General features: G+C 64.2%; 21 protein-coding genes and 1 pseudogene. 19 read left to right on the forward strand and 3 right to left on the reverse strand.

All coding sequences use genetic code 11. The features are described 5' to 3' along the window. The first annotated feature begins 1 nt into the window (after position 1). The 14 genes and pseudogenes from WBG82_RS01685 to WBG82_RS01750 all read left to right on the forward strand — a co-directional run bounded on the left by WBG82_RS01685 (position 2) and on the right by WBG82_RS01750 (position 10,175). Positions 2–490 carry a CinA family protein gene (locus WBG82_RS01685; protein WP_424420567.1) on the forward strand — a complete coding sequence of 163 codons (489 nt, stop codon included), beginning with the start codon at positions 2–4 and terminating at the stop codon, positions 488–490. 70 nt (positions 491–560) lie between these two features. Next, complete coding sequence (locus WBG82_RS01690; RefSeq protein ID WP_424420569.1) at positions 561–770, forward strand: hypothetical protein; 210 nt, start codon at positions 561–563, stop codon at positions 768–770. Between the two features lie 199 nt (positions 771–969). Then, positions 970–2,499 carry a signal recognition particle protein gene (gene ffh / locus WBG82_RS01695; RefSeq protein WP_424420572.1) on the forward strand — a complete coding sequence of 510 codons (1,530 nt, stop codon included), beginning with the start codon at positions 970–972 and terminating at the stop codon, positions 2,497–2,499. A gap of 63 nt (positions 2,500–2,562) precedes the next feature. Then, a complete protein-coding gene (gene rpsP, locus WBG82_RS01700) occupies positions 2,563–2,937 on the forward strand; it encodes a 30S ribosomal protein S16 (protein ID WP_424420573.1) in 375 nt (124 codons plus the stop codon). A gap of 25 nt (positions 2,938–2,962) precedes the next feature. After that, positions 2,963–3,526, forward strand: coding sequence for a ribosome maturation factor RimM (gene rimM, locus WBG82_RS01705; RefSeq protein WP_424420575.1), 564 nt, complete (start codon positions 2,963–2,965; stop codon positions 3,524–3,526). Then, positions 3,519–4,241: a tRNA (guanosine(37)-N1)-methyltransferase TrmD gene (gene trmD / locus WBG82_RS01710; protein ID WP_424420577.1), complete on the forward strand. Its 723-nt coding sequence runs from the start codon at positions 3,519–3,521 to the stop codon at positions 4,239–4,241. The genes rimM and trmD overlap by 8 nt, the downstream gene beginning before the upstream one ends. Positions 4,242–4,341: 100 nt before the next feature. Further along, the gene (rplS, locus tag WBG82_RS01715; RefSeq protein WP_324300570.1) at positions 4,342–4,734 is read left to right on the forward strand and encodes a 50S ribosomal protein L19; all 393 of its coding nucleotides are present in this window, start codon (positions 4,342–4,344) and stop codon (positions 4,732–4,734) included. 157 nt (positions 4,735–4,891) lie between these two features. Further along, entirely contained in the window at positions 4,892–6,298 is a 1,407-nt protein-coding gene (leuC, locus tag WBG82_RS01720; RefSeq protein ID WP_424420581.1) for a 3-isopropylmalate dehydratase large subunit, read from the forward strand. Positions 6,299–6,302: 4 nt separating this feature from the next. Continuing rightward, positions 6,303–6,659, forward strand: a complete 357-nt coding sequence (locus WBG82_RS01725; protein ID WP_424420583.1) for a hypothetical protein — start codon at positions 6,303–6,305, stop codon at positions 6,657–6,659. A gap of 30 nt (positions 6,660–6,689) precedes the next feature. Next, positions 6,690–6,821, forward strand: a pseudogene (locus tag WBG82_RS01730) (aconitase family protein); the annotation flags it as partial. An 80-nt stretch (positions 6,822–6,901) separates the two neighbouring features. Then, positions 6,902–7,240 (forward strand): endonuclease domain-containing protein, encoded by a 339-nt coding sequence (locus tag WBG82_RS01735; protein WP_424420586.1) that lies wholly within the window; start codon positions 6,902–6,904, stop codon positions 7,238–7,240. A gap of 70 nt (positions 7,241–7,310) precedes the next feature. Next, positions 7,311–7,916, forward strand: coding sequence for a 3-isopropylmalate dehydratase small subunit (leuD, locus tag WBG82_RS01740; RefSeq protein ID WP_324300564.1), 606 nt, complete (start codon positions 7,311–7,313; stop codon positions 7,914–7,916). Between the two features lie 108 nt (positions 7,917–8,024). Beyond that, positions 8,025–9,131: a 3-isopropylmalate dehydrogenase gene (gene leuB, locus WBG82_RS01745; protein WP_424420589.1), complete on the forward strand. Its 1,107-nt coding sequence runs from the start codon at positions 8,025–8,027 to the stop codon at positions 9,129–9,131. 21 nt (positions 9,132–9,152) lie between these two features. Next, positions 9,153–10,175, forward strand: a complete 1,023-nt coding sequence (locus WBG82_RS01750) for an aspartate-semialdehyde dehydrogenase (protein ID WP_424420591.1) — start codon at positions 9,153–9,155, stop codon at positions 10,173–10,175. A gap of 3 nt (positions 10,176–10,178) precedes the next feature. Here WBG82_RS01750 and pdxY read toward each other — a convergent pair whose 3' ends face one another. Then, entirely contained in the window at positions 10,179–11,024 is an 846-nt protein-coding gene (gene pdxY, locus WBG82_RS01755; RefSeq protein ID WP_424420593.1) for a pyridoxal kinase, read from the reverse strand. 108 nt (positions 11,025–11,132) lie between these two features. Between pdxY and WBG82_RS01760 the strand changes: the two genes are divergently transcribed. From WBG82_RS01760 to WBG82_RS01770, 3 genes are all read left to right on the forward strand, one after another. Further along, positions 11,133–12,023 carry an HpcH/HpaI aldolase/citrate lyase family protein gene (locus tag WBG82_RS01760; protein ID WP_424420595.1) on the forward strand — a complete coding sequence of 297 codons (891 nt, stop codon included), beginning with the start codon at positions 11,133–11,135 and terminating at the stop codon, positions 12,021–12,023. Next, positions 12,020–13,069 carry a MaoC family dehydratase gene (locus tag WBG82_RS01765; RefSeq protein ID WP_424420597.1) on the forward strand — a complete coding sequence of 350 codons (1,050 nt, stop codon included), beginning with the start codon at positions 12,020–12,022 and terminating at the stop codon, positions 13,067–13,069. The genes WBG82_RS01760 and WBG82_RS01765 overlap by 4 nt, the downstream gene beginning before the upstream one ends. A 120-nt stretch (positions 13,070–13,189) precedes the next feature. Further along, positions 13,190–13,714, forward strand: a complete 525-nt coding sequence (locus tag WBG82_RS01770) for a PAS domain-containing protein (RefSeq protein ID WP_424420599.1) — start codon at positions 13,190–13,192, stop codon at positions 13,712–13,714. Here the strand turns inward: WBG82_RS01770 and WBG82_RS01775 are convergent. Beyond that, positions 13,711–14,532, reverse strand: a complete 822-nt coding sequence (locus WBG82_RS01775; RefSeq protein ID WP_424420601.1) for an amidohydrolase family protein — start codon at positions 14,530–14,532, stop codon at positions 13,711–13,713. The genes WBG82_RS01770 and WBG82_RS01775 overlap by 4 nt on opposite strands. After that, positions 14,529–15,140: a TetR/AcrR family transcriptional regulator gene (locus WBG82_RS01780; protein ID WP_424420603.1), complete on the reverse strand. Its 612-nt coding sequence runs from the start codon at positions 15,138–15,140 to the stop codon at positions 14,529–14,531. The genes WBG82_RS01775 and WBG82_RS01780 overlap by 4 nt, the downstream gene beginning before the upstream one ends. Positions 15,141–15,452: 312 nt before the next feature. On the opposite strand from WBG82_RS01780, the gene sdhC reads away from it, so the two are divergent. Beyond that, positions 15,453–15,857 (forward strand): succinate dehydrogenase, cytochrome b556 subunit, encoded by a 405-nt coding sequence (sdhC, locus tag WBG82_RS01785; protein WP_324300548.1) that lies wholly within the window; start codon positions 15,453–15,455, stop codon positions 15,855–15,857. After that, positions 15,857–16,204 carry a succinate dehydrogenase, hydrophobic membrane anchor protein gene (sdhD, locus tag WBG82_RS01790; protein WP_424420606.1) on the forward strand — a complete coding sequence of 116 codons (348 nt, stop codon included), beginning with the start codon at positions 15,857–15,859 and terminating at the stop codon, positions 16,202–16,204. The genes sdhC and sdhD overlap by 1 nt, the downstream gene beginning before the upstream one ends. Positions 16,205–16,220: the final 16 nt, after the last annotated feature.

The raw sequence follows: 16,220 nt of genomic DNA on the forward strand, positions 1-16,220 counted from the left end.
CATGCAGGAATTATTGCCCATCGCGGAGAGGATCGGGGCGCGGCTCAAGGAGCGCGGCGAGACCATCGCCGTCTCGGAATCCTCGACCGGCGGGCTCATGTCGGCGGCGCTTCTGTCGGTTCCGGGGGCGTCGGCCTATTATCTCGGCGGCGCCGTCGTCTATACGCAGAAGGCGCGGCGCGTGCTCATCGACCTTCCCGACGAGGCCATCGTCGCGGCAAAGGCGCAGAAACCCTTGAGCGAGCCCTTCGTCCTTCTCCTCGGCCGGACGCTCCGGGCCGAGTTTGCGGCCGACTGGGCGCTTGCCGAGATCGGCGCCACGGGCCCCGCGGGCAGTCGTTACGGAGATCCGGCGGGCACGGGCTGCCTCGCTCTCGTCGGGCCGGTCGAGCAGAGCCTCACCGTCTCCACGGGCAGCGACGACCGCATCGCCAACATGCGCGCCTTCGCGCGGACCGGGCTTGAACTCCTTCTCAAAAATCTTATTTGAAATCAGGCGGTTATCTTTAGGTGGTCTGTTTGCCGGGCGTAAAGCCCGGCGCAAATCGGGAGGTTCCGGCATGAATCAGAACCCGCATCTCAATCCCTTCGAGGCGCGTCTCCGGGACAAGCCGAGGCCGCTTGCCTCTCTCGGCCGCCTCGCCCCGCAATTCAAGGCGCAGCGCGAGGGCGGTCTTGCCAGTCTTCTCTACCGCGAGGCCGCAATGAGGCAGAAGGCGGCGCGCGAAGCCGTGCGGCGGGCAAGGTTCCCGCGAGGCGAGTTCCGGTAAATCGCCGGGCCGTGGCGGTGCGCCCGCGCTTCGGGCGCCGGTTGACTCTCGCCCGCCGCGGCTCTAGTTTCCGCACCGACTTTCGGGACATTGTTGCGCCCCGATCCGCCCGAGGCATGGAGCCCGGGTCAACATCCGCCGACGAGGGTTCGTTCGCGGGTGCTTTTTTGCTTTGTGTGGACAGGACCGGCGAAAGCCCATGTTCGAAAACCTGACAGGCCGTCTCGGCGACGTCTTTTCCAAGCTCAGAGGGCGCGGCGCGCTCTCCGAGAAGGACGTCGACGAGGCCATGCGCGAGGTCCGCAGGGCGCTGCTCGAAGCGGATGTGGCGCTGCCGGTCGTCAAGGACTTCATCGACAAGGTGAAGGCGCGCGCGGTCGGCGCCGAGGTTCTCAAATCGGTGACGCCGGGCCAGCAGGTCATCAAGATCGTCCATGACGAGCTTGTCGAGATGCTCGGGGGCACGGCCGACACCTCGATCTCGCTGCACGCGGCGCCGCCCGTCGCCATCATGATGGTCGGCCTTCAGGGCTCCGGCAAAACGACCTCGACGGCGAAGATCGCCCGCCGCTTCCAGGAGCGCGACAAGCGCCGCGTGCTCATGGCCTCGCTCGATACGCGCCGCCCGGCCGCGCAGGAGCAGCTCAAGATTCTCGGCGAGCAGACCGGCGTTCCCACGCTGCCGATCATCGCCGGCCAGCAGCCGGTGCAGATCGCCCGCCGCGCGATCGAGGCGGCGCGTCTGGGCGGCTATGACATCGTCATGCTCGATACGGCCGGCCGCATCCATATCGACGAAGCGCTGATGGCCGAGGTCGCGGAGGTTCGCGACGCCGCCCAGCCGACCGAAACGCTTCTCGTCGCCGACAGCCTGACGGGACAGGACGCCGTCAATGTCGCGCAGCACTTCAAGGATCGCATCGGCGTCACCGGTATCGTCCTGACACGGACGGATGGCGACGGGCGCGGCGGCGCGGCGCTTTCGATGCGCGCCGTCACGGGCGTTCCGATCAAGCTTCTCGGCACCGGCGAAAAGCTCGATCAGCTCGAGGATTTCCGCGCCGAGCGCGTGGCGGGCCGCATTCTCGGCATGGGCGACGTCGTCAGCCTCGTCGAAAAGGCGGCCGAGACGATCGACGCCGAAAAGGCGCAGAAGATCGCGGCCAGAATGAAGAAGGGCCAGTTCGATCTCGACGATCTGGCCGAACAGCTCGCGCAGATGAAGCGCATGGGCGGCATGAAGGGCGTGCTCGGCATGTTGCCCGGCGTCGCCAAGGCGCAGGCGCAGATGGCGAACGCGCATATGGATGACCGCGTCATCAAGCGGCAGGCGGCGATCATCTCGTCGATGACCAGGGCCGAGCGGCGCAATCCGGCGCTGCTCAACGCCAGCCGCAAGCGGCGCATCGCGGCGGGCTCGGGTACCGAGGTGCAGGAGATCAACCGGCTTCTCAAGCTCCATCGCCAGATGGCCGACATGATGAAGATGATGGCGCGCCAGAAGGGCGGCGGCCTTCTCGGCAAGCTCTTCGGCGGCGGCATGCCGGAGCTTCCGCCCGAACTTGCGAATAATCCCGAAGCGCTGAAGGACATGCTGCCGAAGGGCGGCCTTCCCGGCGGGCTGCCGGGACTTTCGGGCGGCGGATTGCCGGGGCTTCCCGGTCTTCCGGGCGGCCGGCCCGGGTTTCCCGGCTTGCCGGGTCTGCCCGCGGGCAAAAAGAAGAAATGAGTTTCGCGGGGGCGCCCCCCGCAATCGGTTCAGTTCCAGTTTCACTGAAAGGCAGAAACAAACATGGCTCTCAAGATCAGGCTCGCCCGTGGCGGCGCGAAGAAGCGTCCCGTCTACCGCATCGTCATCGCCGACACGCGCTCGCCGCGCGACGGCCGCTTCATCGAGAAGATCGGCACCTTCAATCCGACGCTTCCCAAGGATCACAAGGAGCGCCTCGCGCTCGACCTCGAGCGCGCGAAGCACTGGCTCTCGGTCGGTGCCGTTCCGACCGATCGCGTCGAGCGTTTCCTCGATGGCGCGGGCCTCCTGAAGCGCACGACGAAGAACAATCCGGAAAAGGCGAAGCCCAAGGCGAAGGCGCAGGAGCGTCTGGCCGCCGCTGCCGCCGCCGCGGAAGAGGCGAAGGCCGCCGCCGAAGCTCCGGCCGAGGCCTGAGGCACGGCCCGCGTCCACTGAGCCCATGGCAGGCACGCAGCAGAAGAGGGTCTGTCTCGGCGTCATCGTGGGCGCGCATGGCGTGCGCGGCCTCGTGCGGGTGAAGCCCTTCACGGAGGAACCGGAAGGGCTTGCCGCCTATGGGCCGGTCGAGACGAAGGACGGGTCGCGCCGCTTCGGGATCGAGGTGACGGGGCTTGCCAAGGGCACAGTCATCTGCCGGCTCGAAGGGGTCGGGGACCGGGACGAGGCGGAGCGGCTGCGCGGGACGGAGCTTTACGTCGATCGCGCGCGGCTCCCCGAGGCGGGTGACGAGGACGTCTGGTATCACGCCGACCTGATCGGGCTCGCAGCCATCGGCAAGGATGGGCGCGATTTCGGAAAGGTCGTCGCGGTACAGAATTTCGGCGCGGGCGATCTCCTCGAGATCGAGCCACCGGAAGGCGGGCCGACGGTCTATCTGCCCTTCACGGGCGAGAACGTGCCCGCGATCGAACCCGAAGCCGGGCGGCTCGTCATCGATCCGCCGGGCGGCCTCTTCGACGAGGCGCCGGGCGAGGACGGCGCCGGGGAGGGCCGGGATGGCTGAGGCGTGGGAGGCCACGGTTCTGACGCTCTTCCCGGAGATGTTTCCAGGACCGCTCGGCATTTCGCTGGCCGGGCGGGCGCTCGAGGCGGGCATCTGGCGGCTCGATGCGGTGGACATACGCGGCTTTGCGCGCGATAAGCACCGCACGGTCGACGACACGCCTTCGGGCGGCGGGCCCGGCATGGTCATGCGGGCCGATGTGATGGCGGCGGCGGTCGATGCGGTTCATCCCGCGCAATCGCTCAAGCCATTGATTTACTTGAGCCCTCGTGGCGCGCCGCTGACGCAGGCGCGCGTGAGGGATCTGGCGGCGGGGCCGGGGGTCACGCTGGTCTGCGGGCGCTTCGAGGGGCTCGACGAGCGGGTCATCGAGGCGCGCGGCATGGAAGAGGTGAGCCTGGGGGACTTCGTGCTCTCCGGCGGGGAGCCTGCGGCGATCGCCCTGCTCGATGCGGCGGTCAGGCTTCTTCCCGGCGTGATGGGCAAGGAGGCGTCCGGCGAGGACGAGAGTTTCGAGAGCGGATTGCTCGAATATCCGCATTACACGCGGCCCCAGATTTTCGAGGGACGCGAGATCCCGGCGGTTCTGACCTCCGGCGATCACGGGAAGATCAAGGCCTGGCGGCGTGCCATGGCCGAGGCGTTGACGAAGGAAAGGCGGCCTGATCTCTGGGGGAATTTTCTCAAGAGAAAAGCCAAAGACAGTCGCCAGTGACATTGAAGTGTGATAATGAAGCGCGCTTCCGGACGGGTAAAAACCCGGCAAGGCCCTTTCGGGCACGGGTCCGGCGCCTTCAATACCTGAGGTTAGACAGATGAATATCATTGAGCAGCTCGAGCAGGAGCAGATGGGAACGCTCTCCAACGGCAAGGAGATTCCCGATTTCGCGCCCGGCGATACGCTGATCGTCAATGTGAAGGTCGTCGAAGGCGAGCGTTCGCGCGTGCAGGCCTATGAGGGCGTGTGCATCGCCCGCTCTGGCGCCGGCCTCAACGAGAACTTCACCGTCCGCAAGATTTCCTATGGCGAGGGCGTGGAGCGCGTTTTCCCGATCTACAGCCCGCTCGTCGACTCGATCAAGGTGGTGCGCCGTGGCCGTGTGCGCCGTGCGAAGCTTTATTATCTGCGCGGGCGCCGTGGCAAGTCGGCCCGAATTGTCGAGAAGCAGGACAACAAAGCCCGCTCGCAAGAGAACGGCGCCGCCTGAATTCGTCCGCAGACGATAAGACGAGACGCATGAAGCGGGCAGGGCGCGAGCCCCGTGCCCGCTTTTCGCTTTCGACGCCTGCGAAAATGTGAATTGGGGAACCGACGGAGCCCGGGAATCGAACCGGATTCAGGCTCCCGGACAAGGAGTGAAGAAGATGGCTGCTCCACGCACCATGTACGACAAAATCTGGGATGCGCACCTCGTCGACATGCAGGAGGACGGCACCGGCCTCCTCTATATCGACCGGCATCTCGTGCATGAAGTGACGAGCCCGCAGGCTTTCGAGGGTCTGCGCATGGCCGGCCGCAAGGTGCGCGCGCCCGAGAAGACGCTCGCCGTCGCCGATCACAACGTGCCGACGACCGACCGCTCGAAAGGCATCGCCGACGAGGAAAGCCGCATCCAGGTCCAGACGCTCGAGGACAATGCGCGCGAGTTCGGCATCCAGTATCTGGCGATGAGCGACAAGCGGCAGGGCATCGTCCATATCGTCGGGCCCGAGCAGGGCTTCACGCTCCCCGGCACCACCATCGTCTGCGGCGACAGCCACACCTCGACGCATGGCGCCTTCGGCGCGCTCGCGCATGGCATCGGCACTTCCGAGGTCGAGCATGTGCTCGCGACGCAGACGCTCATTCAGGCCAAGGCGAAGAACCTGCGCATCAATGTCGTCGGCAAGGCGCCGGAAGGCTTCACGGCGAAGGACATCGCGCTCGCCATCATCGGCCATATCGGCACGGCGGGCGGCACGGGCTATGTCGTCGAATATGCGGGCGAGGCGATCCGCGATCTTTCCATGGAAGGCCGCATGACCGTCTGCAACATGACGATCGAGGCGGGCGCGCGCGCCGGCCTCGTCGCGCCGGACGAGAAGACCTTCGAATATTTCAAGGGCCGGCCGATGGCGCCGAAGGGCGAAGCCTGGGAGAAGGCGGTCGCCTACTGGAAGACGCTGCCATCCGACGAAGGCGCGCATTTCGACAAGGAAGTGACCGTCGATATCGCCAATCTGCCGCCGATGATCACCTGGGGCACGAGCCCTGAAAACGTCATCCGCATCACCGACCGCATTCCGGACCCGGCGACTGTCGCCGATGAGGGCAAGCGCCACGCCATGGAGCGCTCGCTCGAATATATGGGCCTCACGCCCGGTACGCCGATCACGGAAGTCAGGATCGACCGTGTCTTCATCGGCTCCTGCACCAATGGACGCATCGAGGATCTGCGCGCGGCGGCGGCGATCGCAAAGGGCAAGAAGGTAGCCCCCACCGTCAGCGCCATGGTCGTTCCGGGCTCGGGCCTTGTGAAGGAACAGGCGGAGGCGGAAGGTCTCGACAAGATCTTCCTCGAAGCGGGCTTCGAGTGGCGCGAGCCGGGCTGTTCCATGTGCCTTGCGATGAATGCCGACAAGCTCGCGCCGGGCGAGCGCTGCGCCTCGACCTCGAACCGCAATTTCGAGGGCCGTCAGGGACGCGGCGGGCGCACGCATCTCGTCTCGCCCGCCATGGCGGCGGCGGCGGCGATCGCGGGGCATTTCGTCGATGTGAGGGAGGTGAAGTGAGGTGTTGACGCCACTTTTTCAACCGATCCGAAACCTTACGATTGAAATGTGGCCAGGCAGCCCTGTCATTCGTGAACGGAAGTCGACATACCAACGCTGGCCTAGCGAGTTGTACAAGGACGCACCGGCAAGCCTGACGCTGCGCCAGATAGTTTTCTACAAAAACCTGATGGCGCTCGCTCTAGCGCTAGGGTCGACGCGCTTACCGGTGGATTTCGGTATTGAGGGAGTTGGTGATTACTGGATGGATCACGGCTGTATCAAGATTGCCGAACATGCCGGATTCATTCGCCCATTAGAAAATGAAGAAGACGGCTTGGTCGGCTCGATTGAGCTTGCTTGGCGGGTTACCGTTGATTGAAGCGACGTGGCACGAGTATTCCGGCTACATCGCTGCGCCTCGACCTCGAACCGCAATTTCGAGGGCCGTCAGGGACGCGGCGGGCGCACGCATCTCGTCTCGCCCGCCATGGCGGCGGCGGCGGCGATCGCGGGGCATTTCGTCGATGTGAGGAAAGTGTAGCGCCTCAAAGCCCCTCCCCTTCATGGGGAGGGGTTTGGGGTGGGGTGGCCACAGCGCTTTCAATGAGGTACGGCCGGGCGATGGCGAACGAAAGAGCCAGAGCGCTTCGGAGGAACCAGACAGAAGCCGAAAGGGCGCTCTGGCAGAAATTGAGAGTGCTGAAGGCGGAAGGATTTCATTTCAGGCGGCAAGCGCCTATCGGAACGTATATCGCGGATTTTGCCTGTCATTCACTCAAGCTGGTGATCGAGGTTGATGGCGGGCAGCACAATGAGAAATCCGGCCTGGCGCGCGACGCGGAACGGACGGCATGGCTCCAGGGAGAGGGCTGCAGGGTGCTGCGCTTCTGGAATAACGAGGTACTGACAAATATCGAGGGCGTGGAAGATACGGTCAGGCGGGAACAGGGTCTCATCTGATCATTCGAAACATCACCCCACCCCAACCCCTCCCCATCGAGGGGAGGGGCAATAAGAGGCGGTAGAAGATATGGACAAGTTCAACAAGCTCACGGGCGTCGCGGCGCCGCTGCCGATGATCAATGTCGATACCGACATGATCATCCCCAAGCAGTTCCTGAAGACGATCAAGCGCACGGGGCTCGGCAAGAATCTCTTCGACGAGATGCGCTTTGACGAGAAGGGCAACGAGAAGCCCGATTTCGTGCTCAATCAGCCAGCCTATCGCAATGCGCAGATTCTCGTGACCGGCGAGAATTTCGGCTGCGGCTCCTCGCGCGAACATGCGCCCTGGGCGCTCCTCGATTTCGGCATTCGCTGCGTCATCGCGCCCTCTTTCGCCGATATTTTCTACAACAATTGCTTCCAGAACGGCATTCTGCCGATCGTGCTGCCGCAGGCCGATGTCGACAAGCTGATGGACGACGCGGAGCGCGGGAGCAATGCGGTCGTCACCGTCGATCTCGAGGCGCAGGAAATCCGCGGTCCCGATGGCGGCGTCATCAAGTTCGACATCGATCCCTTCCGCAAGCACTGCCTGCTCGAGGGGCTCGACGGCGTCGGCCTGACGCTGAAGCGGGAAGCGGCGATTTCGACCTATGAGACGAAGCACAAGGCCGAGCAGCCCTGGCTGTGACGAGGCTCGTCATGCCCGGATGAGATCCGGGCATCTGGAATGAAACGCGCGGTGCGAGAGCCCTGGATTGCCGGGTCGAGCCCGGCAATGACGACGAGAGAGTTTGAAATGACGAAGAAGATCCTGATCGTGGCGGGCGACGGCATCGGCCCGGAAGTGATGGGCGAGGTCGAGCGCGTCATCGGCTGGTATGCGAAGAACCGCAAGTTCGACGTCGCCATCGAGCATGAGCTGGTCGGCGGCTGCTGCTACGACAAGCACGGCGTCGCGGTGACGGATGCGACGGTCGAGAAGGCGAAGGCCGCGGATGCCGTCTTCCTCGGCGCGGTGGGCGGTCCCAAGTGGGACGACGTTCCCTATGAGGGCCGGCCCGAGGCGGGTCTGCTCCGTCTGCGCAAGGATCTCGAACTCTTCGCCAATCTGCGTCCCGCGCTCTGCTTCGCGGCGCTGGCGGACGCCTCCTCGCTCAAGCGCGAGATCGTCGAGGGCCTCGACATCATGATCGTGCGCGAACTGACGGGCGGCGTCTATTTCGGCGAGCCGAAGGAGATCACCGATCTCGGCAATGGCGAGCGCCGCGGCGTCGACACGCAACTCTATACGACGCATGAAATCCGCCGCATCGCGGAGGTCGCCTTCGACCTCGCCCGCAAGCGCGACAATCGCGTCATGTCGGTCGAGAAGCGCAACGTCATGAAGTCGGGCGTGCTCTGGTACGAGGAAGTCTCGAAGCTCCACAAGGAGAAGTTCGCGGATGTGAAGCTCGATCACATGCTCGCCGACAATTGCGCCATGCAGCTCGTGCGCAACCCCAAGCAGTTCGACGTCATCGTCACCGACAATCTCTTCGGCGACGTTCTTTCCGATATCGCCGCCATGCTGACGGGCTCGCTCGGCATGCTGCCCTCCGCCTCGCTCGGCGCGAAGGACGCGAACGGCAAGGCGAACGCCATGTATGAGCCGGTGCATGGCAGCGCGCCCGACATCGCGGGTCAGGGCGTCGCCAATCCGCTCGCCTCGATCCTCTCCTTCGCCATGGCGTTGCGCTACACCTTCGATCGCGGCGCTTGCGCCGACCTGCTCGAAAAGGCGGTCAATGGCGTGCTCGCACAGGGCTTGAGGACCGGCGACATCATGCAGGCGGGCATGACGAAGGTCGGCACCGTCCAGATGGGCGATGCGATCCTCAGGGAACTCGACCGGCTGAACGCATAACGAGCCGTCAGGAGAAAGCCGATGGGATACAAAGTCGCCGTTGTCGGGGCCACGGGCAATGTGGGCCGCGAGATGCTGAACATCCTCGCCGAACGCGAGTTTCCCGCCGATGAGGTGGTGGCGCTCGCCTCGCGGCGCAGCCAGGGAACGGAAGTTTCCTACGGCGACAGGATTCTCAAGGTGAAGGCGCTGGAGAATTACGATTTCTCCGGCACCGATATCTGCCTCATGTCGGCAGGCTCGACGGTCGCCGCCGAATGGTCGGCGCGGATCGGCGCGCAGGGCTGTGTCGTCATCGACAATTCGTCGAAGTTCCGCATGGACCCCGACGTGCCGCTCGTCGTGCCGGAAGTGAATTCCGACGCCATCGGCGGCTATACGAAGAAGATGATCATCGCCAACCCCAACTGCTCGACGGCGCAGATGGTGGTGGCGCTGAAGCCGCTCCACGATGTCGCGCGGATCAAGCGCGTCGTCGTCTCGACCTACCAGTCGACGAGCGGCGCGGGCAAGGAAGGCATGGACGAGCTCTTCGAGCAGACGCGCGCCATCTATGTGAACGATCCGGTCGAGAAGAAGAAGTTCACCAAGCAGATCGCCTTCAACGTCATCCCCCATATCGATGTGTTCATGGAGGATGGCTACACGAAGGAAGAGTGGAAGATGGTGGTCGAGACGAAGAAGATGCTCGACCCGAAGATCAAGGTGACGGCGACCTGCGTGCGCGTGCCGGTGTTTGTCGGCCATTCGGAAGCGGTCAATATCGAGTTCGAAAAGCCGATCACGGATGATGAGGCGCGCGAAATCCTGCGCGAGGCGCCGGGCTGTCTCGTCGTCGACAAGCGCGAGGATGGCGGCTATGTGACGCCGCTCGAATGCGTCGGCGAATATGCGACCTATATCAGCCGCATCCGCGTCGATCCGACCGTGGAGAACGGGCTTGCCATGTGGATCGTCTCCGACAATCTGAGGAAGGGCGCGGCGCTCAACGCCGTGCAGATCGCCGAGATTCTCGGCGCGCGTTACCTCAAGAAGGCCGCCTGAGGCTCAGGCGAAAACCTCGATATTGGGCGGCAGGCCCGGATCCCAGATGATTGCCTGATCGTGGGCGAGCGCAAGCTCGCCCCGGCCAGCCTCGATGCTCGAGCGGATGAGTGCCGCCGAGCAGGCGGAGGCGCGCGCCAGCGCCTGCGGCACCGCGACGCCGCTCAGAAGCCGCGAGAGAAAGATGGCGGCGAAGAGATCGCCGGTGCCCTTGGGCGTCATCGTATCGTCGGCGGCCGAATATTTCGTCGTCTCGGCGCGATAGGCTTTCCTGTTTTCGACGGCGAGGCTCGATATGCGGCCCCTGGGCGCGGGCGCCGAGGTGATGGTCACGATTTTTGGGCCGAGCTTGCGGGCGAGGGGGATGGCCGCGCGGATATCGGCGGGCTCCTCGCCGGCAAGCCGCGCGAATTCAAACCAGTTCGGCGTCACGATGTCCGCGCGGAGCGCGAGTGCGGCCTGCGCGGCTTCGACGGCCCTGCTCACATAGGCGCCCTTTTCATCGCCCATGATCGGGTCGCAGAGATGAAGCGCCTTGGGATTGGCGGACTTCACGCGCGCCACCGCATCGGCGACGGCGCCCGCCTGTTCGGCATTGGCGAGATAGCCGGAGAAGACGGCGTCGCAGCGCGAAAGCCAGCCTCGTTCGTCGAGCGCGCGCACCAGCCGCTCGATCAGGTCTTCACCGAGAAGCTCGCCCTCGAAGCTGCCGTAACCCGGATGATGGGCGAGAAGCACGGTCGGCACCTGCCAGACCTCGTGGCCAAGCCGCTGCATCGCAAATGCGCCGGCGGAATTTCCGACCGCCCCATAGACGACCTGGCTCGAGATGGAAAGGATCGTCGCCATGCGTACTCCTCATGCACCGAGCCCCCGCAATTCCGCTTCACACGTCCCCACAAGATTTATAGTGTCCGCATTCCGTATCCGCGAGAACTTCCGACGCTGGAGAGAGTCATGTCCCTGATTAATGCCCGTCCGCGCCGTAGCGTGCTTTACATGCCGGGATCGAATGCGCGCGCGATGGAAAAGGCGCGGGAGATTCCCGCCGATGCGCTGATCCTCGATCTCGAGGACGCCGTGGCGCCGGATGCGAAGGAAGAAGCGCGCGCGCAGGTGATGAGCGCCGTCGCACAAGGCGGTTATGGCAAGCGTGAAATCGTCATTCGCGTGAACGGGCTCGATACGCCCTGGGGCATCGACGACATCAAGGCGGCGGTCGCGGCGGGCCCGGACGCCATTCTCGTTCCCAAGGTCAATTCCGCCGGGGACGTGGCGCGCGCCGAAGCCGCGCTGACGGCGGCCGGCGCGAAGGGCGGCTTGCAGCTCTGGTGCATGATCGAGACGCCGCTTGCGATCCTCAACATCCAGTCGATCGCGGCGAAGGCGCAGGAGGCGGGTTCGCGCATGTCCGTCTGGGTCATGGGCACCAACGACATCGCCAAGGAGCTTCGCGCCGCGCATACGCCCGACCGCGTGCCGATGCTTGCCTCGCTCGGCCTTTCGATCATCGCGGCGCGGGCCTATGGCATCGTCGCGCTCGACGGCGTTCATAACGACATCAAGGACGAGCAGGGCTTCGTCGCCATCTGCGAGCAGGGCCGCGACATGGGGTTCGACGGCAAGACGCTCATCCACCCCTCGCAGGTCGCGCCCTGCAATCGCATCTTCTCGCCCGATCCTGAAACCGTCGCCTTCGCGCGCAAGACGATCGAGGCGTTCGAGCTGCCGGAGAACAAGGGCAAGGGCGTGCTCAAGGTCGATGGGCGCATGGTCGAAATTCTTCATGCGGAAATCGCAAGGCGCACCGTCGCCATTGCCGATGCCATCGCGGAGCTTGAGGCATGACGAAAACGAACGCCGGAAACTTCTTCGAGGATTTCAAGGTCGGGCAGGTGCTCGCTCATGCGACGCCGCGCACGGTGACGGAGGGCGACCGCGCGCTCTATCAGGCGTTTTTCGGCTCGCGCCATTCGCTGCAATCCTCCGACGAAGTTGCGCGCAAGGCCGGCTATGCGCAATCGCCTCTCGACGACATACTCGTGTTCCACATCGTCTTCGGAAAGACGGTGCCCGACATCTCGCTCAATGCGGTGGCCAATCTCGGCTATGCGGACTGCCGCTTCCTGAAGCCCGTCTTTCCGGGCGACACGCTTTCCGCGACGTCCAAGGTCATAGGCCTCAAGGAGAATTCGGACGGCGCGACGGGCGTCGTCTATGTGCGCTCGACGGGCCGCAACCAGAGGGGAGAGACGGTTCTCGATTATGTGCGCTGGGTGATGGTGAGGAAGCGGGACAAGGCCGCGCCCGCGCCCCAGACCGACGTGCCGTCACTGCCCGCGGCCGTCGATGCGAAGTCGCTCGCAGCGCCTTCGGGCACGAATTTCAAGGCGTTCGATACCGTCGCCTCCGGCTCGCCCCATCTCTGGGACGATTACCAGGCGGGCGAGAAGATCGATCATGTCGACGGCGTCACCATCGAGGAAGCCGAGCACATGATGGCGACGCGGCTTTATCAGAACACCGCGAAGGTTCACTTCAATCAGTTCACGGAAGGTCAGGGCCGCTTCGGCCGCCGCCTCATCTATGGCGGCCATGTGATCTCGCTTGCCCGCGCGCTGAGCTTCAACGGGCTCGGCAATGCGGTGCTCGTCGCCGCGATCAATGGCGGGCGGCATGTCGCGCCCTGCTTTGCGGGCAATACGGTCTTCGCATGGTCGGAGGTTCTGGCGAAGGAGCCGCTCGCCGATCGCGACGATCTCGGCGCGCTGCGCATCCGTACGATCGCGACCAGGGATCTGCCCTGCAGCGGCTTTCCGGGGCCGCTCGAAAAGGGCTATGCCGAGGGCGTCATTCTTGATCTCGACTACTGGGTTTTCATGCCGAGGCGCTGAGGCGTCCCTCAAGCCGCCTTCATGTTTCGTTCAGGACAAGTGGTTAAACTCGGGTCAATGAATGGGCGATCCATGTTTTCATCAAAATCAGGGAAGGGTTCAGCCACCGCGAAAGCGCCCGTGGTGCGCTCGGCGCAGAGCCTTGCTTTCGAGGAGGCCTGGGACGCGGCGAGGGGCGAGGCGCCTTTTCCCGACCGCAGCAATATCGACCTCAAGCATTTCGCGAAATTCGCGCGCTGGTTTGCGATCATCGAGCCCGATCCCAATCGCATGGCGCTGCCCTTCACGCTCGTCGGTTCGGGCTTTTTCGATTTCCTCAAGACCGATCTCACTGGCGTCGACTATCTCTCGCTCGCCGATCCGGCGATCCGGCAGCTTGCCTATGACTGTGTCATGGCGTGCCTCAGGCAGCCATGCGGCCTGTGGCAGATCACCCCGGCAAGCATCGCCGAGGGCGGCTTCATGCCTTACGAATATACGATCCTCCCGATCTCGAAGGGCAAGGCCGAGGCCGACCACATCGTCATTCATGTGAATTTCGAACTCGGCACCTTCGCGCCGAAACCCCATGTCGATCGCGTCGAACATTCGACCGTCTGGCACTGGCTCGATATCGGCTTCGGCGTTCCCGCAATTGGCGGCTAGGCGGCACGCCCTTCAAGCCTGAAGACGCGCGCGGCATTTCCGCTGAAGAACAATCCGGTGGTCTCCTCGTCGAGCCCGAGCGCGGGCAGATCCTCGAGACATTTTTTGGCCGTGATCATAGGGAAGTTCGTGCCGAACATCACCTTGCGGCGGCCGTGACCGCGCATATAGGCGACAAGCTCGGGCGGGTAGCGTTTGGCGGTATAGGCGGAGGTGTCGATATAGACGTTCCGATGCTTCGTCGCGACGGCGATCATCTCCTGCGTCCATGGATAGCCGATATGTCCGCAGACGATCGCAAGCTCGGGAAACTCCAGTGCGATCTCGTCGATATACGGAATGGGCCGCCCGGTCTCGGAAGGACGCAAGGGGCCGGTATGCCCCACCTGCGTGCAGAAGGGAATGTCGAGTTCGCAGCATTCCGCGTAGAGCGGATAATAACGGCGATCCGTGGGCGGCAGCATCCAGAGCCAGGGAACGAGGCGGAGCCCCTTGAAGCCCAGCGTTTTCACGGCGCGCCGGAGTTCACGGACGGCTTCCATCGGTTTCATGATGTCGGCGCCGGCGATGCCGACGATCCGTCCCGGATAGGCTTTCGTCATGGCGGCAACCTCGTCGTTCGAAATGAGGTCGCCCTGGGGGCCATACCAGGCGGCGGCGAGGCCGATATCGACGCCGCCCTGATCCATGGCCGCGATCGTCATTTCCGGCGTGATGGCGGGGCGGTCTTCAGTTTTGGTCCGCCTTCTCAGCGAGGCGAACATTTCGTGGTTCGAATGTCGCTCGGTGGGGTGCTGCATCCATGCGTCGATGATCATTGGCCGGAAATCCTCTTCTTCACGGGGGTCTCTGCCTTCCCGACAAGCGCGCGCCGGGCGTTGTCGATCAGGGGACGAATCTGTTCACGGGGATCGGTTTCCTCGCGGCCCGAGAGCCATGCGCGGCAGACCATCTGGGCCGGCCCGATGAGCTGGCTGTAGAAGATGGGCGGCGGCATGGGGCGCAAATCCCCGCTTTCGACAAGCGGTTCGCGCCAGTTGTCGAAGACGGAGCGATAGCTCTCGTTCTCGTTGCGCTGTTCCTCGCGGATGTGATCGAGCCATTTGGCGCTCGAATGCTCGAAGAGGAAGCGGGCCTCTCGCCGATTGTTCACGACCCAGGCCATGTGAGCCTCGATCAGCGCCGCGATCCCGTCGGCCGCCCCGGGATTGACCGCGAGCGGGGCCAGCATCGCTCGGTGATAGGCGCGGATCGCATCGAGATAGAGCGCGGCGGCCAACGCCTCTTTCGAGCCGAAAAAGTGAAAGAAACTCCCGTTGGAAGCGCCCGCGGCGGCGCGAATCGCGCTCACCGTCGCCCGGCCGAAGCCCAGCTCATCGAAGGTTTCAAGGCCCGCCAGCAAAAGCGCCGCCCGTGTATCAGCCATATTCCCGCCGCCTCCGGCCCTGAAACTAGAGCAACACTCTAGCGGATCAGGTGGTGCCGCTCAACCGGCCCGGCGGGACGGCCGGGAGCGGGCGGAAGGGTGACGCTGCGTCTGGACGCCTGCCGCCGCGCGAGGCAGGCTCGATGGCGACATGCTCCGTCCTCCCGCCTGCGCCGCGATCCGCCGCATGTCGCCGGGCTGTGCGAAGGGTTTCCATCGTCCGTTATCGCTAACGGGATTTGCGTTCGGGGAGAGCAGGGGATAAACAACAAACATTACAGCCCACCCGCAGACCCATTCGGGGACCTTGAGATGGCTAAGACGCAACAGGTCGCGCGGCCGCTTTCGCCGCATCTTCAGATTTATCGCTTCACAATCACCATGACGATGTCGATCGTCCACCGCATCACGGGCGGCGCGCTTTATTTCGGTACGGCGCTTCTCGTCTGGTGGCTTGTGGCGGCGGCGACGGGCCCCGAAGCCTATGCGCTCTTCCAGGATGTGGCCGGTTCGTGGATCGGCCGCCTCGTGCTCTTCGGCTATAGCTGGGCGCTGCTCCACCATCTCTTCAGCGGCATCCGCTATCTCATCTGGGACCGCATCCAGGGCTTCGAGCTTCGCAAGGCCGACATGCTGAGCTGGGCCGCGCTCATCATCGCTTTCGTGAGCACGATCGCCGTCTGGGTCGTGGCTCTTTCCCTCAAGGGGGTGTTCTGATGGCCCAGTCCGGAAAATCCGCGACCCGCGATTTCCGCCGCCAGCGCCTGACGGCGTTCGCGCTCGTCCCGCTTGGGCTGATCTTCGTCGCTCTTGTCGTCGCGCTTGCGGGCAGCGACTATGAGACGGCGCGGGCCTGCCTCGCCAATCCGCTGGTGGCGGGCGTCATCGTCCTCCTCGTCATCGCGACGGCGGCCCATATGCGCATCGGCATGAACGAGATCATCGACGACTATGTGCAGGACAGCACCCTCCACAAACTGTCGAAGACGGGCAATTTCCTTTTCTGTGCGGCGGTCGTTCTCGGCAGCATCTACGCGGCGCTGAAAATCCTCATCGGTTTCTGATCATTTCACGAGCAAG

It is taken from the genome of Parvibaculum sp., from assembly GCF_049671045.1.
Classification (GTDB): Bacteria; Pseudomonadota; Alphaproteobacteria; order Parvibaculales; family Parvibaculaceae; genus Parvibaculum.